Genomic DNA, 23,011 nt, shown 5'->3' with positions numbered 1-23,011 from the left:
GAGAAGGGGCGGGACTGGGGCGCCCCGCGAGGCCCCACCCCCTAGTGGTGGAACCCCGTGGCAACCCCCCGATCCCGCGTCAGCGGATGCGGCTGGCGGCGCAGCTCGGGGAGGAGCCGCCCCAGGTCCTCCACGAAGAGCTGCGCGAGGTCGGACGAGAACCCGTTGCGGCAGACGACTCGCAGCACGGCCAGATCCTCCCGGTTCGCGGGGAACGTATAGGCGGGCACCAGCCACCCCCGCTCCCGCAACCGCCGAGCGACGTCGAACACGTCGTACGCGGACACGTCCGGCGCGGTGGTGAACGCGAACACCGGCAACTCGTCGCCCCGCGTGAGAAGCCGGAAGTCCCCGAGGGCCTCGATCCGTGTGGCCAGCCCCCGCGCCACGTCCCGGGACGCCTGCTGCACGGCCCGATAGCCCTCGCGCCCGAGCCGCAGGAAGGTGTAGTACTGCGCGACGACCTGCGCCCCGGGCCGGGAGAAGTTCAGCGCGAACGTAGGCATGTCACCGCCGAGATAGTTCACGCGGAAGACCAGCTCGTCGGGCAGCTCGGCGGGCGTACGCCACAGCGCCCACCCGACGCCCGGGTAGACGAGCCCGTACTTGTGCCCGGAGGTGTTGACGGACGAGACGCGGGGCAGCCGGAAGTCCCAGACGAGGTCCTCGTCGAGGAAGGGCGCGACCATCGCGCCGGACGCCCCGTCGACGTGGACGGGGATGTCGAGCCCGGTCCGCTCCTGGAGGGCGTCGAGCGCCGCGCAGACCTCGGCGACGGGCTCGTAGGAGCCGTCGAAGGTGGAGCCGAGGACGGTGACGACGCCGATGGTGTTCTCGTCGCAGAGCGCGGCGGCGGCCTCGGCGGAGAGGTGGTACCGCTCGCCCTCCATGGGCACCTGCCGCGCCTCGACCTCCCAGAAGTCGCAGAACTTCTCCCAGCAGACCTGCACGTTGACGCCCATGACGAGATTGGGCCGGGCCTCGCGGGAGGGGTAGCGGTCGGCGTTGCGGCGGGCCCAGCGGCGTTTGAGGGCCATCCCGGCGAGCATGCAGGCCTCGCTGGAGCCGGTGGTGGAGCAGCCGACGGCCGCCGCGGGGTCGGGCGCGTTCCACAGGTCGGCGAGCATCGCGACGCAGCGCCGCTCCAGCTCGGCCGTGCGCGGGTACTCGTCCTTGTCGATCATGTTCTTGTCCCGGCACTCCGCCATCAGGACCCCGGCCTGCGGCTCCATCCAGGTGGTGACGAAGGTGGCGAGGTTGAGGCGGGAGTTCCCGTCCAGCATGAGTTCGTCGTGGACGAGCTGGTACGCGGTCATGGGCGGCAGCGGCCCGTCGGGGAGCCGGTGCTTGGGCGGGGCCTCGGTCATGCCGCCGACGGGGTTCGCCTCGCCGTAGAACGGGTTCACCGAGAGGGGGCGGTCGTCGGGCCGATCGGGGCCCTGGTGGAGGGGCATCGCGGATCCTTCCGGCCGAAGCTCGGGGGGCTGTCCCTTTCGGGAGGATATGGCTGACCCTTTGGGCTTGCACCTCACGTGACGTGAGGACTCAGGCTGAGACGCGTACCGAGCAAGAGAGGGCGGAAACCATGAGCTACTCCGTGGGACAGGTCGCCGGTTTCGCCGGGGTCACGGTGCGCACGCTGCACCACTACGACGAGATCGGCCTGCTCGCGCCGAGCGAGCGCAGCCACGCGGGCCACCGGCGCTACAGCGACGGTGACCTGGACCGGCTGCAGCAGATCCTGTTCTACCGGGAGCTGGGCTTCCCCCTCGACCAGGTCGCGATCCTGCTCGACGACCCGGACGCGGACCCGCGTGCGCACCTGCGCCGCCAGCACGAGCTGCTGTCCGCCCGGATCGCCAAGCTCCAGCAGATGGCCGCGGCCGTGGAGACCGCCATGGAGGCGAGACGCATGGGCATCAACCTCACGCCCGAGGAGAAGTTCGAGGTCTTCGGAGACTTCGATCCCGACGAGCACGCGGAGGAGGTGGAGGCCCGCTGGGGCGACACCGAGGCGTACGCCGAGTCGCAGCGCCGCACCGCCGCGTACACCAAGGAGGACTGGAAGCGGCTGACCGAGGAGCTCGACGCGATCCACGCGCGCATGGGCGACCTGTTGGGCGCCGGAGCGCCCGCGGACTCCGCCGACGCCATGGACGTGGCGGAGGAGCACCGCCGTTTCATCTGCTCCAGCTACTACGACTGCTCGCACGAGCTGCACGGCTGCCTCGGTGACATGTACGTCTCCGACGCCCGCTTCACGGCCACGTACGAGGCCATCCGTCCGGGCCTCGCCGTGTACATGCGGGACGCGATCCACGCGAACGCGGCCCGCGCGGGGGCCCGGGGCGAGTGACCGCGCCCCCCCGGGGGGCCCAGGGACGTCCCGGGCGTCCCGTGGCCCTCGGGGGAGCGCGAGCTTGGCCTCAGGGTGCCTGGCGCGCCCCGTGGCTCCCGGGGGAACCTGAGGGGAACCGGTGGAACCTGCCCGCGTCACCTCGCGTTGGTAACTTTGGGCGGCGACCGATGCCATCACACCGCACGGCCCGCCCGCAGAGCCCCACCGCCGCACCCCCTCACACCCACAGGAGCCCGGAACCGTGACGACGCTTGCGCTCGGACCAAGCTGGCTGGATCCGGACTACCTGCTGAACCAGTTCGGACTCTGGGGCCTGCTCCTGATCGTCTTCGCAGAGTCGGGCCTGCTCATCGGCTTCTTCCTGCCCGGCGACTCGCTCCTGTTCACCACGGGTCTGCTGATCACGACGAACAAGCTGGACACCCCGCTGTGGCTGGCCTGCATCCTGATCGTCATCGCCGCGATCCTCGGCGACCAGGCCGGCTATCTCTTCGGCAAGAAGGTCGGCCCGTCGCTGTTCAACCGCCCGGACTCCAAGCTCTTCAAGCAGGAGAACGTGGTCAAGGCCCACGAGTTCTTCGAGAAGCACGGCCCGAAGTCCCTGGTCCTGGCCCGCTTCGTGCCGATCGTGCGGACGTTCACGCCGATCATCGCGGGCGTCAGCGGCATGCGGTACCGCTCGTTCATCACGTTCAACATCCTCGGTGGCGTCCTGTGGGGCGCGGGCGTCACGCTGCTCGGCGCCTGGCTCGGCAAGCACGAGTTCGTCCACAAGAACATCGAGGCGATCCTGATCCTGATCGTCCTCATCTCGGTCGTCCCGATCATCGTCGAATTCCTGCGGGCCCGCTCGAAGAGCAAGAAGGAGGCCGCGCAGGCCCCGGCGGCCCAGGACGACGCCCACGCCGACCACGCCGACCACGCAGCCGACGACTTCGGCGGCCACGGCGGCGCGCAGTACGGGGCACACCAGTCCCAGCAGTCCCCGTACCCGCAGCAGTCCCCGTACCCGGGCCGGCAGGACGGCGGCCAGTACGGCGGCGGCGCGAACGGCCAGCACTACCAGTCGCAGCAGCCGCAGTACGGCGACCACCAGACCCAGTTCCTCGGCCGCCAGCAGCCGCAGTACGGCGACGGGCCCGCCCAGTCCCAGCAGCAGGGCTACCCGGACCAGCAGGCCCAGCACGCCCAGCACCAGCAGTACCAGGGGCAGTACGGCAACCAGTACGGCGATCAGTACGGCAACCAGTACGAGGGCCAGCAGGGCGGCCAGCAGTACCAAGCCCCGTACGACCCCGCCGCCCAGCAGTACGACGGGCAGTACCAGGGCCAGCAGCCCCAGCAGCCCCCGTACCCGGACCACCAGACCCAGTACCTGGGCCGTCAGCAGCCCCAGCAGCCTCCGTACCCCGAAGAGCCACAGCAGCCCGGCAACCCCAGGTACTGACCTGCGCTAGAAGCCGCGCGTCCGCTTGGCCGCGCGGCGGCCCTTCTGGCCCGCGGCCACCCGCGGCGCCTTGAGGAAGAGCCGGGACAGCTCACCGCCCAGGTTCACGCCGATGGCGATGGCGAGGGCCAGGGCGGCGGCCTTGGAGAGCGAGGCGAGCCCCGGGTTGAGGTTGTTCCTGGCGATCTCCAGAAGCCCGAAGTACGTGGCGCTACCGGGCAGGAGCGGCCCGATCGCCGCCGTCACGTACGGCAGCGCGGACGCGAACCGGTAGCGCGACAGGAGCTGGCCGAACAGGCCCACGAGCCCCGCCGCGACCGCCGTCGCCGCCACCGGCGAGATGCCTCCGGCGCGGGCGAGGGCACCGAACACGATCCAGGCCACCCCGCCGTTCAGCGTCACCAGGAGCACGGTTGAACGTTCCTGCTGGAGCAGGATGGCGAAGGCCAGGCTCAGCGACATGGACGCGAGGATCTGGATCCACGGCCGGTCGGAGGAGTGGATCGACGTCTCCGGGTTGAGGCCCGCGTCGAGGGTCACGCCCAGATAGAGCACCATCAGGACGCCGCAGACGATCCCGACGATCAGATACCCGACCTCGAGGAGCCGGGCGGCGGCGGTGATGTAGTAGCCGGTCAGGCCGTCCTGCACGCCCGCGACGAGCGCCCGCCCGGGGATCAGCGCGAACAGACCACCGGTGATCACCGCGGACGCCTTCACGTCCGGCAGGTCGAGCAGACTGATCGCCACGCCCATCGCGGCCGGGGGCATCGCCGCGACCACGAACTGGTAGAACTCCGGCAGCCCGCGCCCCGCGCACAGCCACGCGAGCCGGTCGCCGAGCATCGCGCCGAGGGCGGCCGCCACGAACACCAGGACGTCACCGCCGACCAGCACGGACGCCGAACCGGCGAGCAGCCCGGCCGCGGCCGTCAGCGCCCAGCCCGGGTAGGGGTGCCGGTTGCGGCGGAGCTCCGCGAGGCGCCGGTAGGCCTCCTCCAGGGAGATGTCGACGTCTTCGGAGCTGATGTCGTCCACGAGCCGGTAGACGGCCGACAGACGCGTGTAGTCGGTGCCCCGGCGGCGTACCGTCCGCGACGCCGTCACCGGGTCGTCCACGAGGGAGGGCTGGTACGAGATCGCGATCAGCGTGAACGTGACGTTCGGCTCGCAGCGGTCCAGGCCGTAGGAGTGCGTCACGGCGAACATCGCCGCCTCCACGTCCTCCGCGCCCTCACCGCCCGCGAGCAGCAGCTCCCCGATGCGCAGGGTGAGGTCCAGGACGCGCGGCACGGCGCGCCCCTCGTCGTCCTCGTGCCGCTGCGTCGGCTCCGGCGCCGGGCGCTCGGCCACCGGCGTGCGCAGGATCGTGCGCATCCGGTCCTGCCAGGGCGCCTCCTTGACCAGCCGGACCACGGGGACCCCGCCGGGCGGGGTGAAGGCGGGCGGTTGCTGGGCGTCGTACGCGGGGGGTGGCGTGAAGGCCGAGGACTCCGTGTCCTCGGGCAGCTGCGGAATCCGCAGACCCGTCGGGATCGTGAACTCCGATGACGGGTGGTCCTCCTCGGGCCCGGTCGCCTGGTCGACGCCGCCGACGGGGGCGAAGGCGCTGTGCGCCTCGTCCGACTGCGGCTTGCGGTCCTCCTCCGCCTCTGCCACGGGTAATGCCTCGCTCCTGTGTACGTACGTGTGTGCGCACCCTACGTACGTCAGTATGCGCACGAGCCTCGTGAGTATGCGCACGCATCTGTCGGCGCACGCGAACGGGCCGCGTGCCCCATAGGGGTCACGCGGCCCGTCGATGTCACCACCCGCGAACAGCAGCCATCAATTGCGAAACCACGATGGCGAGCACCAGGTCCGCGAGAGCGGCGCCGGTTTAGGCGCAAAAAGGGGCTCAGTGGCCGCCGTGCGCCTCGAAGCGCTTGTACGAGGCCTCGATCTCGGCCTCGGCGTCGGTGCGGCCGACCCAGTCGGCGCCCTCGACGGACTTGCCGGGCTCCAGGTCCTTGTAGACCTCGAAGAAGTGCTGGATCTCCAGGCGGTCGAACTCGGAGACGTGGTGGATGTCGCGCAGGTGCTCCACGCGCGGGTCCGACGCGGGGACGCAGAGCAGCTTGTCGTCGCCGCCGGCCTCGTCCGTCATCCGGAACATGCCGATCGCGCGGCACTTGATGAGGCAGCCCGGGAAGGTCGGCTCGTCGAGGATGACCAGGGCGTCCAGCGGGTCGCCGTCCTCGCCCAGGGTGTTCTCGACGAAGCCGTAGTCCGCCGGGTAGCTGGTGGACGTGAAGAGTCGACGGTCCAGGCGGATACGGCCGGTCTCGTGGTCGACCTCGTACTTGTTCCGCGAACCCTTCGGAATCTCGATGGTGACGTCGAACTCCACGGGTGGCTCCTCCATGATCAGCACATACTTCGGGTGGTTAAGTGTCCCTCACGCAGATGTGTGATCGCGAAAGGGGCAGGTCGTCGTGGACGAGCGCAAGCCTTGGCAGCAGCTTCGAAAGCCGCTGCAGCTTCTGAGGCGGCTTGCCGTCAAGCCTCCCGCGAAACTCAGGACCTGGCAGCTCACGGCCGTCTCGGCCGCCGTCGGCCTCGTCGTCGCGGCCGTGGCGATCGCCGCGGCCGGCCCCTGGGACTCCTCCGGCCAGCGTACGGCCGAGCGGGACCTGGCGGCTTCCCAGGAAGCCGGGGGTGGCACAGATCACGCCGGTGGCGCCGGTGGCGGGGCCCCGAACGCGGCCCCCAGCGCGCCCTCCGTGCTCGCCGGACTCGGCCGCAGCGCCCGCAAGGCCCCGGACACCGGCGGCAAGCGGCTCGCGGACGTCCTGCGCCCCCTCATGGACGACAAGAAGCTCGGCCCCGAGCGGTCCGGCGTCGTCGTGGACGTGGCCACGGGCAAGCGCCTGTACGGCAAGAGCTCGGGCCGGGCCCTGACGCCCGCGTCCACCACGAAGATCGCCACGGCGGTCGCGGCGCTCTCGGCCCTCGGCCCCGACCACCGCCTGACCACGAAGACGGTCATCCGCCGCGACTCCCGCGACGTCGTCCTCGTCGGCGGCGGCGACCCGACCCTGACCGCCCGCGGCGAGGGCCGGTACGTCGCCGAGTCCGCCAGCCTGCGCGAGCTCGCCGACGACACCGCGAAGGCCCTCAAGAAGCGCGGCGCCGACCAGGACGTCTCCCTGGCGTACGACACCTCCCGCTACTCCGGGCCGCCGCAGCACCCCATCGGCCCCAACGAGAACATCGCCCCCGTCAGCGCCCTGATGGCCGACGAGGGCCGCCTGGACGACTCCTCGTCGGGGCCCGCGGCCCGCACCGCCGAGCCCGCGCGGGACGCGGCGCACAACTTCGCCAACCTGCTGCGCGAGCGCGGCATCGGCCTCAAGGCCGACCCGAAGCCCGCGAAGGCCCCCGAGGGTGCCGCCGAGCTGGCCCGGACCCGCTCCCAGCCCATGTCCGCCCTCGTCGAGCGGATGCTGACGCACAGCGACAACGACATCGCCGAGGCCCTCGCCCGCGAGACCGCGGTGGCCGGGGGCGAACCCGCCAGCTTCGACGGGGCGGCCAGGGCGGTGCGGGCGCGGCTCGACAAGCTGGGACTGCCCCTCGACGGCGCGAAGTTCGCCGACGGCAGCGGCCTCGACCGCGACGACCGGCTCTCCGCGAAGCTCCTCGCCGCCCTCCTCAAGCACGCGGCGGGCCCCGGCCGACCCGAACTGCGCTCCGTGGTGACGGGCCTGCCCGTCGCGGGCTTCACCGGCACCCTCGTCAACCGCTACCCCGACGCCTCCGCGGGCACCGGCGTCGTCCGCGCCAAGACCGGCACCCTCACCGGCGTCAACAGCCTCGCCGGCACGGTCGTCGACCCCGAGGGCCGCCTCCTGGCCTTCGCCTTCATGACCACGGGAACCACGGACCCCCAGGGCGCCCAGTCGGCACTGGACGCGATGGCATCGGTGCTGGCGGGCCGGGACGACTAGCCGGAGCTTTGTTGCCTGCTGTGGGCAGCTGGTCCGCCCAGAGGGCGATGGGGGTCCCCCCTGCTCGAGCGAAGCCGAGAGCTTGGGGGAGGGTGGGCACAGCCCGGTGCGACGGTGCCGTGACGACGGGGTAGGGGCACGGCCGAAGGCCGACGCCACCACGCCGGACGGCGGCAACCCCACCCGCCCCGGGGGTGCCCCAGCCCAGCCCGGCCGGTCGGCCAAGGGCGCCCCCAACCCCGTACGCGGGCGCAGCCGACCACGTACCGTTGACGCATGACGAGCCTGGGTGGTGCGGAGATGGTCGACTGGAATCTCGCGGTGGCGACCGCGACCCGGCTCGTGCGGCCGGGCCCGGAGGTGAGCCGGGACGAGGCCCGCGCAGTCGTCGCGGAGCTCCGCAGGCACGCCAAGTCCTCGGAGGCGCACGTCCGTTCGTTCACGAGGATGGGGACGGAGGACATCCACGACACCCCCGTGCTCGTGGTGGACCGCGCGGGCTGGGTCCGCGCGAACGTGGCGGGCTTCAGGGCGGTCCTCAAGCCGCTCCTGGAGAAGATGAAGGACCGCAGGGGCAGCGGCCCGGGCGGCGCGGTCCTGGGCGCGGTCGGCGGCAAGGTGACGGGCGTGGAGCTGGGCATGCTCCTGTCGTTCCTGGCCTCCCGCGTCCTCGGCCAGTACGAGACCTTCGCCCCGGCGACCCGCGAACTCCCCGCGGCCGGCAACGGCGGCGGCCGCCTCCTGCTCGTGGCACCGAACATCGTCCACGTGGAACGCGAACTGGACGTGGACCCGCACGACTTCAGGCTCTGGGTGTGCCTGCACGAGGAGACGCACCGCACCCAGTTCTCGTCGGTGCCGTGGCTGCGCGACCACCTGGAGGGTGAGATCCAGTCGTTCCTCGGCGAGACCGAGGTCGACCCGATGACCGTCCTCGAACGCGTCCGCGAGGCCGCGCAGAGCCTGGCGGGCGGCCGCACGGACGGCGCGGACGACGACGGCGACGGCGGCCGCACGTTCGTGGAACTCGTCCAGACCCCGGCCCAGCGCGAGATCCTGGCCCGCCTGACCGCCGTGATGTCCCTGCTCGAAGGGCACGCGGACTACGTGATGGACGGCGTCGGCCCCGACGTCGTACCGTCCGTGACCGAGATCCGGGAGAAGTTCAAGGAGCGCCGCCAGCGCGGCGCGAGCCGCCTCGACCAGGCGCTGCGCAAGCTCCTCGGCCTCGACGCCAAGCTGCGGCAGTACCGCGACGGGGAGCGGTTCGTGCGGGCGGTCGTGGAGGAGGTCGGCATGGACGGCTTCAACCGCGTGTGGACCTCCCCGAACACGCTTCCCACCAAGGCGGAGATCGCCAAACCGGCGGACTGGGTCGCGCGGGTGCACCGTAAGGCAGACTGAGCGAACAGACGCGGCCGACGGCAGGAGAACGCCCCCGCAATCACCCGTCCGAGGGACCGTGAGCCATGGGTAGGCGTGCAATGCTCGGGTAACGGCTCGGTTCTGTCACCATCGACACACTCTGAGTGACTGAATCGAGCTCACCCCCCGAACTTCATGAAGGGAACCAACCGGAATGGGTCCCCATCCTGCGGTCGCGGCGATACGCCTGGCGGTCCGCCGCGTACTTCACGACGTACTGACCGACGTAGCCACCCGGCGCACCCTCACCCCGCACCCCGGCACCCCCCACCTCCTGCACGAGCAGCCGCCCCCGCCGCTCGTGCTCGTGGCGTGCTCCGGCGGCGCCGACTCCATGGCGCTCGCCTCCGCACTGGCCTTCGAGGCCCCCAAGCTCGGCATCCGAGCCGGCGCGGTGACCGTCGACCACGGCCTGCAGCCCGGCTCCGACCTGCGCGCCGCCGAGGTCGTCACCCGTATGACCGCGCTCGGCCTCGATCCCATCGAGTCCCTGGTGGTGCACGTGGGCCGCGACGGCGGCCCGGAGGCCGCCGCCCGCGACGCGAGGTACGCGGCGCTGGACGACGCGGCCGAGCGCCACGACGCCGCCGCCGTCCTGCTCGGCCACACCCGCGACGACCAGGCCGAGACGGTTCTGCTCGGCCTCGCCCGCGGCTCCGGCATCCGGTCCCTGTCGGGCATGGCGGCCGTCTCGGGAGCCGACGGCCGCTATCGCAGGCCGTTCCTGCACCTGGACCGCCAGACCGCCCGCAAGGCCTGCATGGTGCAGTCCCTGCCGGTCTGGGACGACCCGCACAACGCCGACCCGGCCTACACCCGCTCCCGGCTGCGGCACGAAGGCCTGCCCGCCCTGGAGAAGGCGCTCGGCAAGGGCGTCGTGGAAGCCCTCGCGCGCACCGCGCAGCTCTCCCGCGACGACGCGGACGCCCTCGACGCCTGGGCCGCCCAGGCCGAGACGTCCGTGCGGGACGCCGGGGGCCTCCTGGAGTGCGCGAAGCTCTTCGCGCTGCCGCCGGCCGTGCGCCGCCGCATCGTGCGCCGCGCGGCCATCGAGGCGGGCGCTCCGGCCGGCGCGCTGTTCGCCCGGCACATCGAAGAGGTGGACCGGCTGATCACCGGCTGGCGCGGCCAGGGAGCGATCAATCTCCCGGGCAAAGTCGTCGCACAGCGGCAGGGTGGCAGACTGGTCATCCGGCAAGGCTGACTGGGGAGCGTTTTCCCGACCGGCCGGTGGGACGACCGAAAGTGATACGGGTGGACGCGAAAGACATGGGCACCGACCTGCAGTCGGTGCTCATCACCAAGGAAGAGATCGACGCGAAGCTGGCCGAGCTGGCCGCGAAGATCGACGCGGAGTACGCGGGCAAGGACCTGCTGATCGTCGGTGTGCTCAAGGGCGCCGTGATGGTCATGGCGGACCTGGCGCGCGCACTGTCCACGCCGCTCACGATGGACTGGATGGCGGTGTCCTCGTACGGCGCCGGTACGCAGTCCTCCGGCGTGGTCCGCATCCTCAAGGACCTGGACACCGACATCAAGGGCAAGCACGTCCTGATCGTCGAGGACATCATCGACTCCGGTCTGACGCTGTCCTGGCTGCTCTCCAACCTCGGCTCGCGCGAGCCCGCCTCGCTGAAGGTGTGCACGCTGCTTCGCAAGCCCGAGGCCGCGAAGGTCGCGATCGACGTGGAGTGGGTCGGCTTCGACATCCCGAACGAGTTCGTCGTCGGGTACGGCCTGGACTACGCCGAGAAGTACCGCAACCTCCCGTTCGTCGGAACGTTGGCTCCGCACGTGTACGGCGGCTGACTTCCCGGGAACCCTCAGCCGCTTCCCGCCGTTGGAGCATGCGAAGGCGGGTTTGCCAGCCGTCCCGTGCGGCTTCGGGTGACAATGCTGGGGTACCGTCCGAAGAACAGTCTTTATCAAACTCACTATGGCAGGAGGTACGGAGCGTCATCGCTCCGTGTGGATGGACGTGAAGCGATACTTCCGTGGGCCAGTCATGTGGATTGTGCTGGCCGTCCTTGCCGTGGTCGTGTTGATGCAGGTCGTCGGTTCGTCCGGTGGCTACAAGACGGTGGACACCGGCCAGGTCGTGCAGGCCATCGACGACAACAAGGTCGAGTCGGCCAAGCTCACCACCGGTGACGATCACACCATCAAGGTGGAGCTCAAGGACGGCCAGAAGGTCAAGGGCAGCAGCAAGATCCAGGCGAGCTACATCGGCGACCAGGGCGTCGAGCTCGCCAAGACGCTGCAGGCCAAATACGAGGACAAGCAGATCCCGGACGGTTACACCGTCTCCCCGTCGAAGCAGAACCCCTTCGTCGGCATCCTGCTGTCCCTTCTCCCGTTCGTCCTCATCGTCGTCGTGTTCCTGTTCCTGATGAATCAGATGCAGGGCGGCGGCAGCCGAGTCATGAACTTCGGCAAGTCCAAGGCGAAGCTCATCACCAAGGACACCCCGAAGACGACGTTCGCCGACGTCGCGGGTTCCGACGAGGCCGTCGAGGAACTCCACGAGATCAAGGAGTTCCTCCAGGAGCCGGCGAAGTTCCAGGCCGTCGGCGCCAAGATCCCCAAGGGCGTGCTCCTGTACGGCCCGCCCGGTACGGGCAAGACCCTGCTCGCGCGCGCCGTCGCGGGCGAGGCGGGCGTCCCGTTCTACTCGATCTCGGGTTCCGACTTCGTCGAGATGTTCGTCGGTGTCGGTGCCTCCCGAGTGCGTGACCTCTTCGAGCAGGCCAAGGCGAACGCCCCGGCGATCGTCTTCGTCGACGAGATCGACGCCGTCGGCCGACACCGCGGTGCCGGTCTCGGCGGTGGCCACGACGAGCGCGAGCAGACGCTCAACCAGCTGCTCGTCGAGATGGACGGCTTCGACGTGAAGGGCGGCGTCATCCTGATCGCCGCCACGAACCGCCCGGACATCCTCGACCCGGCGCTCCTGCGCCCCGGCCGCTTCGACCGGCAGATCGCCGTCGACCGTCCGGACATGCAGGGCCGTCTGGAGATCCTCAAGGTTCACCAGAAGGGCAAGCCGGTCGCCCCGGACGTCGACCTGGGCGCGGTTGCCCGTCGTACGCCGGGCTTCACGGGCGCCGACCTGTCGAACGTCCTGAACGAGGCCGCGCTGCTCACCGCGCGCAGCAACCAGAAGCTGATCGACAACCACATGCTGGACGAGGCCATCGACCGCGTCGTGGCGGGCCCGCAGAAGCGGACCCGGATCATGTCCGACAAGGAGAAGAAGATCACCGCGTACCACGAGGGCGGACACGCCCTGGTCGCGGCGGCTTCTCCGAACTCGGACCCGGTCCACAAGATCACGATCCTGTCGCGCGGCCGCGCCCTCGGCTACACCATGGTCCTGCCGGACGAGGACAAGTACTCGACCACGCGCAACGAAATGCTCGACCAGCTGGCGTACATGCTGGGCGGGCGCGCGGCCGAGGAACTGGTCTTCCACGACCCGACCACCGGTGCGGCCAACGACATCGAGAAGGCCACGGCCACCGCTCGCGCGATGGTCACGCAGTACGGCATGACCGAGCGTCTGGGCGCGATCAAGTTCGGCGGCGACAACACCGAGCCGTTCCTCGGGCGCGAGATGGCGCACCAGCGGGACTACTCGGAAGAGGTCGCGGCGCTGGTCGACGAAGAGGTCAAGAAGCTCATCGAGACCGCGCACAACGAGGCCTGGGAGATCCTCGTCGAGAACCGCGACGTTCTCGACAACCTGGTCCTCCAGCTCCTGGAGCGGGAGACGCTCGGCAAGGAGGAGATCGCGGAGATCTTCGCCCCGATCGTCAAGCGCCCGGCCCGTCCGGCCTGGACGGGCTCCACCCGGCGTACGCCGTCGACACGCCCGCCGGTGCTCTCGCCGAAGGAACTGTCGCTGACGAACGGCGCGAACGGTGCCACCCCCGCGGTGACCGCCGGAGCGACCGGTGCGACCGGCACGAGCGACACCCCGTCCCTCGAGGTGGCCCCTGAGGACCGCCCCGAGAGCTGAGCCACACCCCGTCCCGGGCGCTCCACCAGGCCCGGAATGGATGCCGCGCCCCCCAGGTTCTAGCCTGGGGGGCGCGGCTGTTTTCGGCCGTCCGCAACACAGGACCCAGGAACGAGGCACAGATGACCGACCCCGTGACGCTGGACGGCGAGGGCACGATCGGTGAGTTCGACGAGAAGCGGGCCGAGAACGCCGTGCGGGAGCTGCTGATCGCGGTCGGCGAGGACCCGGACCGCGAGGGCCTGCGGGAGACGCCCGGGCGGGTGGCACGCGCGTACAAGGAGATATTCGCGGGCCTGTGGCAGGAGCCCGAGGACGTCCTGACGACGACGTTCGACCTGGGGCACGACGAGATGGTCCTGGTGAAGGACATCGAAGTGATGAGTTCCTGCGAGCACCACCTCGTCCCCTTCGTCGGCGTCGCCCACGTCGGGTACATCCCGTCCTCCGACGGCAAGATCACCGGCCTGTCCAAGCTCGCCCGGCTCGTCGACGTCTACGCCCGCCGCCCGCAGGTCCAGGAGCGGCTGACCACGCAGATCGCGGACTCCCTGATGCAGATCCTGGAGCCGCGCGGGGTCATCGTCGTGGTCGAGTGCGAGCACATGTGCATGACCATGCGAGGTGTCCGCAAGCCCGGCGCGAAGACGATCACGTCGGCGGTGCGGGGGCAGCTGCGGGATCCGGCGACGCGCAACGAGGCGATGAGTCTGATCATGGCGCGATGACGTCGTGAGGCGGAACGGTTCCCCTCAAGTCGCCCTTCTCGTGCGGTAGTTGTCGCCGTAACCATTGGACGGTGTCCGGGTGCCCCGGAAGAATCATGGTCGTAGAGAGATCACGACCCGATTTTCCGCGGACGGAGATGCCTTTCATGAGCGAGCAAGCACTGCCCACCCGCCGACTCGGCGGACTTGAGGTCTCCGCGCTCGGCTACGGCGCGATGGTGCTTTCGCCGGGGGTGTACGGCGAGATCGACGACGAACGGGCCGAGCGGGCGCTGACGGCCGCGATCGACGCGGGCGCCACCCTGATCGACACCTCCGACGGCTACGGTGCCGACGGCCACAACGAGCGGCTGATCGGCCGCGTCCTGAAGGGGCGCAGGGAGCAGGTCTCCGTAGCGACCAAGTTCGGCTTCCGGCTGCCGGAGGGCGTCGAGCCGCACCCCTTCCCCGTCGGGTACGCCTTCGGGGAGCTCGGGGTCAACGGCGATCCCGCGCACATACGCGGCTACGCGGAGGCGAGCCTGCGGGAGCTCGGCACCGACCGCATCGACCTGTACTACCCGCACTTCCCCGACCCGCAGGTGCCGTTGGCGGACACCGTGGGCGCGGTCGCCGAGCTGATCGAGGCGGGCCTGGTGCGCCACCTCGGGCTCTCCAACGTCACGGCGGAGCAGCTGCGGGCCGCGCACGCCGTGCACCCCGTGGCGGCCGTCCAGATCGAGTGGTCGATGTGGCGGCCCGCCGAGCCGGAACTGCTCGCCGCGGCGCGGGAGCTGGGTGTGGGTCTGGTGCCCTGGTCCCCGCTCGGCGCCGGGTTCCTCACCGGCACGGTCGGGAAGGTGGCGGAGGGGGACTTCCGGCAGAACGCGCCGCGGTTCGACGAGGCGAACCTGAAGGCCAACAACGACAGGTTCGCCCCCGTGCGGGGCGTCGCCGCGGAGCTGGGCATCACTCCCGCCCAGCTCGCCCTGGCCTGGCTGCTCCACCAGGACCCGGGCGTCGTCCCGATCCCCGGCAGCCGCACCCCGTCCCACATCGAGGAGAACCTGTCGGCGGCCCGTGTGTCCCTGGACGCGGACGTCCTGTCCCGCCTGGACGGCATCCTCGCCGAGACGAGTGTGGAGGGCGGGACGCTGCTGTAGCGGGACGTTGCCGTGGCGGGACGTCGCCCGTAGTCAGGGGGACGTTCCCGCGGGGGACGGGCGCGGCGCCGGACGGGTGCCTTCCCGGCGGCTCATGCCGCCGGAGCCGCGCCCCCGTGTTCGTCGTCCCCGTCCTCCGGGAGCTTGCACACCCGTTCCAGGAAGAAGGCGGCCGCTATCACGGCGATGCCCGCGACGACCGAGAAGCCGGCGTAGTACGCCTGGTCGCGGCGGGCGGGGATGTCCAGGAACTCCAGCATGAAGACGCCCACGCCGCCGTACATCCCGCAGACCAGTGCGGCGACGAGGGCGCTGGCCTGGCCGAAGACGACCGCGCGGGCGGCCATCAGGGGCTCGACGCCCTTCGCGCCGGGCCGGCGCTCCCGCTGGGCCTTCAGCCGCGCGCGCAGCGAGATCGCCGTGGCGAGCAGCACCACGGCGATCAGCGCGAGGACGATGGGCGCGGCCAGCGGCACCCGGGGCAGCGTGCCCACGGAGTCCCACAGCCGGGCCCCCGCCCAGGACAGCACTCCGGCGACGGCGAAGAGGCCTGCCAGCACCCTCACGCGCAATTGCTTCATTCCGGAGGTCGCCCCTTATGTCCCTTGCCGTTTTTGTTGTGCCGCCGTGCCGTGCGTGTTCTGTGGACCCAACGATTACTCGGGCAGTCGGAGTTCCAGGTCGACGCGGGGCGCCACGCCCTCGCGGCCGACACCGGCGAGCAGCTCCGCCACCGGCCCGCGGCCCGCGAGCTGTGCCTCCGGCTCGACGTCGTACCACGGAGCGAGGACGAAGGCCCGCTCATGCGCCCGGGGGTGGGGGAGGGTGAGGACCGGGTCGTCCGACACCACGTCGGCGTACGCGACGATGTCGACGTCGATCGTGCGCGGGCCCCAGCGCTCGTCCCGGACCCGGTGGAAGGCCTCCTCGACGGCGTGCGCGCGCTCCAGGAGCGAGGCCGGGGGGAGCGTCGTCTTCACGACCACCACGGCGTTGAAGTACGACGACTGGGTGCCGGGCTCGACGCCCCAGGGCTCGGTCTCGTACACCGGGGAGACCGCCTTGACCCGCAGGCCGGGCGTGTCCTCCAGGGCGTCGACGGCGCCCTGGAGGGTCTCCAGACGGTTGCCCAGGTTCGAGCCGAGGGAGATGACCGCGCGCTGGGGGTTGGAGAGCGTCGTGTCGGCGGCGTCGACCTGCTCCACGACGGCCGTGGGGACCGGCTGGACGGTGGGGTCGCTGTGGGGGGTCATACGCGGCTCCGGGTGATGGTGACGGTCACGTCGTCGAACGGGACGGTGATCGGGGCGTCCGGTTTGTGGACCGTGACCTCGACCTCCAGGACGCCGTCGTGCTTCAGACAGGCCTGGGCGATGCGCTCGGAGAGCGTCTCGATGAGGTTCACCGGCTCGCCCTCGACGACGGCCACGACCTCCTCCGCCACGATGCCGTAGTGCACGGTCTTCGCCAGGTCGTCGTCGGCCGCGGCCGCCCGGGTGTCCAGGCCGAGGACCAGGTCCACGATGAAGGTCTGGCCCTCCTCGCGTTCCCGCGGGTACACACCGTGGTGCCCGCGTGCCTTCAGGCCACGCAGCGCGACACGATCCACGCGAATCACTCCTGACAGTCGTCGGTATCGGCCGGTCCCGCCGAGTGCGGTCGGCACACCAGCCACATTCGAATCTACCTGCGAGCACCGACAGTGTTCGCCCGCGGGGGCCGCCGGACGGCCCTCCCACGACGGCTCGCGGGTGCCCCTACCCACTCGGCGGCAGCCCGCCACCACTCATGCGGGTGTCTCGTCGTCCTCTTCGTCACCGGATTCGGCAAGCACGGGTGACGCGTGGTGCGACCACAGTTTCCAACCGTCAGCCGTGCGCCGGAACACGTTCGTGGCGACCACGAGCTGCCCCACGAGCGGCCCCAGCTCGTCGCCCTCCTGCGGCGCCGGGCCCCCGCTGAGGATGTTCTCCGTGCAGGTCACCAGGGCCGTGTCCCCGGCCACGCTGACGCGCAGGTCGGTGAGGAAGAACTGGATGTACTCCGTGTTGGCCATGATCAGGGCGTACGACCTGAGGACCTCGCCGCGGCCCGTGAGCACCGGCCAGCCCGGGTGCACGCAGGAGATGGCGGGCCCGTCCGGCGCCGCGTCCGGGCCGCCCTCGCCGTCGTCGCTGTCGGCGCCGCCGGGTCCGTCGGGGCCGTCGAGGTCTCCCTCGGCCGCCGTGCCCGCGCCGGTGTCGCCCTCCGCGTCCTGCGGCCCGGTGTACGTCTGGGCGTCGGCGAGGTCCGCGGCGTCCAGCCACAGGTCCGAGAGTCCGTCGAAGTCACCGCGTTCCAAGGCCTCGTAGAAGGCGGTGTTGGCGAGCTCGACCTGCTCGACGTCCGTTCGCGCGCGCGTCACTGAGCGCCCGCCTCCCCGGCCGCGCCGGTGACCGCGCGCGCGACCCGCACCGCGTCCGCCGTGGCCCGCACCTCGTGCACCCGCACCGCCCAGGCGCCCTGGTGGGCGGCGATCGCGGACACCGCGGCCGTAGCCGCGTCGCGCTCCCGCGCGGGCGGCGGAGCGCCCTCCGGGCCCGCCAGGACCCGGCCGAGGAACCGCTTGCGGGACGCTGCGACCAGGACGGGGCGGCCGAGCGCGTGCAGTCGGCCCAGGTGGGCGAGGAGCGCCAGGTCGTGCTCGGCGTCCTTGGAGAAGCCGAGGCCCGGGTCGACGACGATGCGCTCCGGGGCGATGCCGCCGTCGATGGCGGCCTCCACGCGCGCGTGGAGCTCGTCGACGACTTCGGAGACCACGTCCGCGTACACGGGCCTGGCGTGGATGTCGGCCAGGAAGCCGCGCCAGTGCATGACCACGAAGGGCGCCTGGGCGGCCGCGACCGACGGCACCATGTCCGGGTCGGCGAGGCCTCCGGAGACGTCGTTCACGAGCACCGCGCCCGCGGCGAGGGCCTGCCGGGCCACCCGGGCCCGCATGGTGTCCACGGAGACCGTGACGCCCTCGGCGGCCAGGCCCCGTACGACGGGGACGACGCGCCGCAGCTCCTCGTCCTCGTCCACGCGCGTGGCGCCGGGGCGGGTCGACTCACCGCCCACGTCGACCAGGTCGGCGCCCTGGGCGACCAGGTCGATGCCGTGCTTGACGGCGGCCGTGGTGTCGAACCACCGGCCGCCGTCGGAGAAGGAGTCGGGGGTCACGTTCACGACCCCCATGACCGCACAGCGGTCCCATTGAGGCAGCCCCTCGACCGTTCCCCGCCCGCGCAACGTCACCATGCCTCAAGCCTAGGCCCGCGAGGAGGGCCGTTACGCCGCCCGTACCTCCCGCTCGGCGGTCTGGGCCGACTGGTGCGGGCAGGGGCGCCGCTGTGCGATGGCACGGCGCAGGAAGCGCGGCATGCCGAACGTCACGAAACCTTCCGCCTGCATCGCCGCGAAGCCGATCCGCGGCAGGTCGCGGCTGGAGCGGTAGACGACGAAGCGGGGCTCCCAGCGGGGCCGGAACTTCGCGTTGAACTTGTACAGCGACTCGATCTGGAACCAGCGCGAGAGGAACACGAGCAGGCCGCGCCAGGCCCGCAGGACCGGGCCCGCGCCCAGCTTCTCGCCGCGCGCGAGCGCCGCCCGGAACATCGCGAAGTTCAGGGAGATCCGCTCGATGCCGAGCTTCGGCGCGGCCTGCAGGGCGGCGACGATGAGCAGCTCGTTCATGCCGGGGTCGGCCGAGCGGTCGCGGCGCATCAGCTCCAGGGACACGCCGTCCTTGCCCCACGGCACGAAGTGGATGACGGCCTTCAGGTCGCCGTAGGGTCCGGGCTTCTCGTCGGCCTTGTGGGCCGTAGCGATCAGGCAGTCGCCGTCGTTCGGGTCGCCGATGCGGCCGAGGGCCATGGAGAAGCCGCGCTCGGTGTCGGTGCCGCGCCAGTCCTCGGCGGCGCGCTGGATGCGCTCCAGCTCCTTCTCGCCGAGGTCACGGATGCGCCGCACGCGGGTCTCGTAGCCATTGCGCTCGATCCGCTTGACCATCTGGCGCACGTTGCGCATCGCGCGCCCGGACAGGGAGAAATCCGCGACATCCACCACCGCCTCGTCCCCGAGCTCCAGGGCGTCCAGGCCCGTCTCGCGGGTCCAGACCTCGCCGCCCGTCTCGGAGCAGCCCATGACGGCGGGCGTCCAGGAGTGCGCCTTGGCCTCGTCCATGAAGCGCTCGATGGCGCCCGGCCAGGCCTCCACGTCGCCGATCGGGTCGCCTGAGGCGAGCATCACACCGGAGACGACGCGGTAGGTGACGGCGGCCTTGCCGCTGGGCGAGAACACGACGCCCTTGTCGCGGCGGAGCGCGAAGTGGCCGAGGGAGTCACGGCCGCCGTGCTTGGCGAGCAGCTCGCGCAGCCGGCTCTCGTCGTCCTGGGTGAGCCGCGCCGCCGGGTGCTCGGGGCGGAAGGCCAGGTAGATGGTGGTGAGGGCGGTCAGCATGCCGAGGGCGCCGAGCGAGAAGCCGACCGTCCAGGAGGTCCTGCCGGTGTAGCCGACGGGCCCCTCGAAGCCGAACAGGCCGTACAGGACGTGTGCGAGCCGGTCCGCGATGCCCGGGTCGCCCACGACCTTGTCCGGGTGGACGCTGACGATGACCAGGCCGAGCGCGATGGAGCCGGCGCCCAGGAGCACGAAGTTGGCCAGGGCGCGCCAGCGGCTGCGCGGGTCGGGCAGCGCGGCGAACTCACGGCGGTGGCGCAGCAGCAGCGCGAGGAGCGCGAGCGAGATCGCCGCGCCGATGAAGGAGTGCCGGTACGTGAACTGCGCCACGGCGCCCGCGGGCAGCAGCACCACGGCGGCGCGCCACGCCCGGCGCTTGTGCCGCCGAAGGCCGTGCGCGAGCAGGAGCAGCAGGACGCCGCAGCTCAGCGCGAGCGCGGCCGCGAAGGGGCCGAGCGCGCCCGGCAGGACCTCGGCGAAGGTGTGCAGCCGACTCCGCCGGAAGCGGGGGAACACGCCGGCCGCGATGTTCAGCAGCGCGACGAGGGTGCAGATTCTCGCTGCGAGGACCGGGACGGCTTCGGGACGGGGGCCGCGGAAGAACCGGCGCAGCCCTCGGTCGCTGCCGTCGTTGCCTCCTGGAACCGCACCCGACATTTCCCCATCTATCCTGACAGACATCGCATCCCGTAGTTCTGCGAGAGAGCTTCCATCCGGTGCCAAAGGTGGCGTCCGGTGATATTGCGCCCTCTAGGACGGTCCTTCGGGGACACGGGTTCACTCCCGGCCGGAAAACCGGTGTAAAGCTGGCGGAAAAGGAACGTAGCTCGTCTGGAGCCGACGGTTCCGCCCCCCGGGAAGAGAACAGGCAGAAAGCGCAGGCAGGATCATCCCATGGGTCTCACGAGCAATAATGTGCTGGCACTTGCGGTAGCGCTGGCCGTGCTGCTGTTCATCGGCACGATCTGGCTCTGGCCGCGGCTCGCACGCCGCAGCTGGCGCGCCATCACCGGCCGCGTCGGGCTGCTGCTCGCCACTCAGCTGGCCGTCTTCGCGTCGGTCGGCCTCTCCGCCAATCAGGCGTTCGGCTTCTACGCCACCTGGGCCGACCTCTTCGGCCAGGAGACGGCGCAGGGCGTGGTCGTCGACCACGACGCCATGAAGGGCGAGAAGGGGCCCGTCCGGGTGGTCGACACCAAGTCCGTGGACGTACCCGGCGGCGGCATCCCCCGTGTGGGCGGACAGATCCAGAAGATCGACATCCAGGGCCGGAACTCCAAGATCGCCAGCCCGGCGTACGTCTATCTGCCGCCGGAGTACTTCCAGCCGCAGTACAAGCACCGCACCTTCCCCGCGGCCGCCGTCCTCACCGGCTACCCGGGCACCGCGGAAGCCCTCATCAAGGGCCTGCACTACCCGCAGACGGCCCACCGGCAGGCCAAGGACGGCAAGATGCAGCCGATGATCCTGGTCATGCTGCGGCCGACCGTGGCGCCGCCCCGGGACACCGAGTGCGTGGACATCCCCGGCGGCCCGCAGTCCGAGACGTTCTTCGCCAAGGACCTGCCCGACGCCATCAACGACCACTACCGGGTCGGCAAGAAGCCCGACAGCTGGGGCATCATCGGCGACTCCACGGGCGGCTACTGCGCCCTGAAGCTGGCCATGCACCACCCCGACGTGTACGGCGCCGGAGTGGGCCTCTCCGCGTACTACAAGGCCGCCCAGGACGTGACGACCGGCAACCTGTTCCACGGGGACAAGGACCTGGAGCGGCGCGCGGACCTGATGTGGTACCTCGACCACATGCCGCCGCCCAAGACCTCCCTGCTGGTGACCACCAGCAAGAAGGGCGAGGGCAACTACAAGGACACCAAGAAGTTCATCGACAAGGTCAAGGCGCCGACCCGGGTGTCGTCGATCACCCTGGAGAGCGGGGGCCACAACTTCAACACCTGGCGGCGTGAGATCCCGGCGTCGCTGGTGTGGATGAGCGGACGGCTCACCGGAGGGTCGGACGTGCGCTGACGGCGGCCGTGACGCGGCGCCCGGCGTGCGGTGACGCCGGGCGGGCGGTGACGGCGAGCGGGCGGTGACGGTGGGTCAGGCCCCCGGCACCGAGGCCACCGTCTCCAGCTCCACCTCGTCGCGCGGGATGTCCCGCGCGTCCGCCGCCGTCGAGCGGCGCAGCGCCTCGTGCAGCCGGGCCGGCGTGAGCACCCCGAGGAACCGGCCCTCGCTCTTCTCGTCGATGACCGCGATCCAGCCCGCGTCGTGCTGGAGCATCGTCGAGAACGCCTGCTTCAGGCTCGCGCCCACCGGCAGCCACGCCTCCATCCGGCGCGCGTGCTCGCGCACCGTGCCGGTGCCCACGCGCGCGTGCTCGGCGGAGAGCCAGCCGTGCAGGTTGTTCTCGCCGTCCAGGACGACGGCCCAGCGGGCGTCCAGGTCGGCGGGCAGCGGGTCGTCGAGGTGCACGACGGGCGGCTGCTCCAGGTCGCCCTCCTCGATGGGGGTCACCGAAAGCCGCTTCAGGCCCCGGTCCGCGCCCACGAAGTCGGCGACGTACTCGGTCGCGGGCGCGCCGAGGACGGTCGAGGGGGTGTCGAACTGCTCGATGCGGCCGTGGCCGTAGACGGCGATGCGGTCGCCGAGGCGGACGGCCTCCTCGATGTCGTGCGTGACGAAGAGCACGGTCTTGCGCACGGCCTGCTGGAGGCGGAGGAACTCGTTCTGCAGATGCTCGCGCACCACCGGGTCGACCGCGCCGAACGGCTCGTCCATCAGGAGCACCGGCGGGTCGGCCGCGAGGGCCCGGGCCACACCGACGCGTTGGCGCTGGCCGCCGGAGAGCTGCTCGGGGTAGCGGTCGCCGAAGGTCGCCGGGTCGAGGCCGACGAGGTCGAGGAGTTCGGCGGCGCGCTCGCGGGCCTTGGCGCGCTTCACGCCGAGCAGGTGCGGGACGGTCGCCGTGTTGTCCAGGACCGTCTTGTGCGGGAACAGGCCGACCTGCTGGATGACATAGCCGATTCGACGCCGGAGTTGGACGGGGTCGATTCCGGATATGTCGTCGCCGTCGAGGAATATCCGCCCGTCGGTGGGCTCGATGAGCCGGTTCACCATTTTCATCGTCGTGGTCTTGCCGCAGCCCGACGGGCCGACGAGCGTGACCAGTTCACCCTCGCCCACCTCGAAGGACAGGTCGTCGACGGCCGTTGTGCCGTCCGCGTACCGCTTGGTCACGTTCTCGAACCGGATCATGATTCCCCATTGTGGCGCGTGTTCTGTGAAGGCCGTGTTGCGCCGGCACGAAGAGCCTCTCTGCGTCTCGGTGATTGTCAGTGCTCGGGGTTAGGGTCGCCAGACAGCGGAACATGTGGCTTTCGGCACGTGCCCGAAGGGGCATGGTGACCGGCTTTCGGGG

General features: G+C 71.1%; 20 protein-coding genes. 10 read left to right on the top strand and 10 right to left on the bottom strand.

Annotated elements, in window-relative coordinates:
- Positions 1-41: 41 nt before the first annotated feature.
- Entirely contained in the window at positions 42-1,454 is a 1,413-nt protein-coding gene (locus tag ACFVHO_RS12490) for a glutamate decarboxylase (protein ID WP_385712811.1), read from the bottom strand.
- A 131-nt stretch (positions 1,455-1,585) separates the two neighbouring features.
- On the opposite strand from ACFVHO_RS12490, the gene ACFVHO_RS12485 reads away from it, so the two are divergent.
- On the top strand, positions 1,586-2,356 hold the full coding sequence (locus ACFVHO_RS12485; RefSeq protein ID WP_385712809.1) for a MerR family transcriptional regulator: 771 nt from the start codon (positions 1,586-1,588) through the stop codon (positions 2,354-2,356).
- 244 nt (positions 2,357-2,600) lie between these two features.
- A complete protein-coding gene (locus ACFVHO_RS12480) occupies positions 2,601-3,806 on the top strand; it encodes a DedA family protein (protein WP_385712807.1) in 1,206 nt (401 codons plus the stop codon).
- 6 nt (positions 3,807-3,812) lie between these two features.
- On the opposite strand, the gene ACFVHO_RS12475 is transcribed toward ACFVHO_RS12480, so the two are convergent.
- Complete coding sequence (locus ACFVHO_RS12475; protein ID WP_385712805.1) at positions 3,813-5,465, bottom strand: threonine/serine exporter ThrE family protein; 1,653 nt, start codon at positions 5,463-5,465, stop codon at positions 3,813-3,815.
- Positions 5,466-5,703: 238 nt separating this feature from the next.
- A complete protein-coding gene (locus ACFVHO_RS12470) occupies positions 5,704-6,195 on the bottom strand; it encodes an inorganic diphosphatase (protein WP_030361059.1) in 492 nt (163 codons plus the stop codon).
- A gap of 85 nt (positions 6,196-6,280) precedes the next feature.
- Here ACFVHO_RS12470 and dacB point away from each other — a divergent pair, with 85 nt between their 5' ends.
- The 7 genes from dacB (at position 6,281) to ACFVHO_RS12435 (ending at position 15,108) form a co-directional block, all read left to right on the top strand.
- Complete coding sequence (gene dacB / locus ACFVHO_RS12465) at positions 6,281-7,795, top strand: D-alanyl-D-alanine carboxypeptidase/D-alanyl-D-alanine-endopeptidase (RefSeq protein ID WP_385712803.1); 1,515 nt, start codon at positions 6,281-6,283, stop codon at positions 7,793-7,795.
- A gap of 276 nt (positions 7,796-8,071) precedes the next feature.
- Positions 8,072-9,199: a zinc-dependent metalloprotease gene (locus ACFVHO_RS12460; protein WP_385712801.1), complete on the top strand. Its 1,128-nt coding sequence runs from the start codon at positions 8,072-8,074 to the stop codon at positions 9,197-9,199.
- 175 nt (positions 9,200-9,374) lie between these two features.
- Positions 9,375-10,424 (top strand): tRNA lysidine(34) synthetase TilS, encoded by a 1,050-nt coding sequence (gene tilS, locus ACFVHO_RS12455; RefSeq protein WP_385712799.1) that lies wholly within the window; start codon positions 9,375-9,377, stop codon positions 10,422-10,424.
- A 65-nt stretch (positions 10,425-10,489) separates the two neighbouring features.
- Positions 10,490-11,029 carry a hypoxanthine phosphoribosyltransferase gene (hpt, locus tag ACFVHO_RS12450; RefSeq protein ID WP_030361055.1) on the top strand — a complete coding sequence of 180 codons (540 nt, stop codon included), beginning with the start codon at positions 10,490-10,492 and terminating at the stop codon, positions 11,027-11,029.
- Between the two features lie 163 nt (positions 11,030-11,192).
- Positions 11,193-13,238, top strand: coding sequence for an ATP-dependent zinc metalloprotease FtsH (gene ftsH / locus ACFVHO_RS12445; protein WP_385712977.1), 2,046 nt, complete (start codon positions 11,193-11,195; stop codon positions 13,236-13,238).
- Between the two features lie 122 nt (positions 13,239-13,360).
- Positions 13,361-13,966: a GTP cyclohydrolase I FolE gene (folE, locus tag ACFVHO_RS12440; RefSeq protein WP_030361053.1), complete on the top strand. Its 606-nt coding sequence runs from the start codon at positions 13,361-13,363 to the stop codon at positions 13,964-13,966.
- A gap of 146 nt (positions 13,967-14,112) precedes the next feature.
- Positions 14,113-15,108, top strand: a complete 996-nt coding sequence (locus ACFVHO_RS12435) for an aldo/keto reductase (RefSeq protein ID WP_385712797.1) — start codon at positions 14,113-14,115, stop codon at positions 15,106-15,108.
- Positions 15,109-15,200: 92 nt separating this feature from the next.
- Here ACFVHO_RS12435 and ACFVHO_RS12430 read toward each other — a convergent pair whose 3' ends face one another.
- The 6 genes from ACFVHO_RS12430 to ACFVHO_RS12405 form a co-directional block, all read right to left on the bottom strand.
- Positions 15,201-15,689, bottom strand: coding sequence for a DUF3180 domain-containing protein (locus ACFVHO_RS12430; protein ID WP_385712796.1), 489 nt, complete (start codon positions 15,687-15,689; stop codon positions 15,201-15,203).
- A 75-nt stretch (positions 15,690-15,764) separates the two neighbouring features.
- A complete protein-coding gene (gene folK / locus ACFVHO_RS12425; protein ID WP_385712794.1) occupies positions 15,765-16,361 on the bottom strand; it encodes a 2-amino-4-hydroxy-6-hydroxymethyldihydropteridine diphosphokinase in 597 nt (198 codons plus the stop codon).
- Positions 16,358-16,717: a dihydroneopterin aldolase gene (gene folB / locus ACFVHO_RS12420; RefSeq protein ID WP_030361050.1), complete on the bottom strand. Its 360-nt coding sequence runs from the start codon at positions 16,715-16,717 to the stop codon at positions 16,358-16,360. The genes folK and folB overlap by 4 nt, the downstream gene beginning before the upstream one ends.
- Before the next feature lie 177 nt (positions 16,718-16,894).
- Positions 16,895-17,512: a nuclear transport factor 2 family protein gene (locus ACFVHO_RS12415; RefSeq protein ID WP_385712792.1), complete on the bottom strand. Its 618-nt coding sequence runs from the start codon at positions 17,510-17,512 to the stop codon at positions 16,895-16,897.
- A complete protein-coding gene (folP, locus tag ACFVHO_RS12410; protein ID WP_385712791.1) occupies positions 17,509-18,387 on the bottom strand; it encodes a dihydropteroate synthase in 879 nt (292 codons plus the stop codon). Before folP ends, ACFVHO_RS12415 begins: the two co-directional genes overlap by 4 nt.
- A 30-nt stretch (positions 18,388-18,417) precedes the next feature.
- Positions 18,418-20,244 (bottom strand): phosphatidylglycerol lysyltransferase domain-containing protein, encoded by a 1,827-nt coding sequence (locus ACFVHO_RS12405; protein WP_385712789.1) that lies wholly within the window; start codon positions 20,242-20,244, stop codon positions 18,418-18,420.
- A gap of 237 nt (positions 20,245-20,481) precedes the next feature.
- Between ACFVHO_RS12405 and ACFVHO_RS12400 the strand changes: the two genes are divergently transcribed.
- The gene (locus ACFVHO_RS12400) at positions 20,482-21,615 is read left to right on the top strand and encodes an alpha/beta hydrolase (RefSeq protein WP_385712787.1); all 1,134 of its coding nucleotides are present in this window, start codon (positions 20,482-20,484) and stop codon (positions 21,613-21,615) included.
- 75 nt (positions 21,616-21,690) lie between these two features.
- On the opposite strand, the gene ACFVHO_RS12395 is transcribed toward ACFVHO_RS12400, so the two are convergent.
- Positions 21,691-22,848, bottom strand: coding sequence for an ABC transporter ATP-binding protein (locus ACFVHO_RS12395; RefSeq protein ID WP_385712786.1), 1,158 nt, complete (start codon positions 22,846-22,848; stop codon positions 21,691-21,693).
- Between the last annotated feature and the right edge of the window lie 163 nt (positions 22,849-23,011).

It is taken from the genome of Streptomyces sp. NPDC127108, from assembly GCF_042677545.1.
Classification (GTDB): domain Bacteria; phylum Actinomycetota; class Actinomycetes; order Streptomycetales; family Streptomycetaceae; genus Streptomyces.
This window is presented reverse-complemented; position numbering and strand designations above follow the sequence as displayed.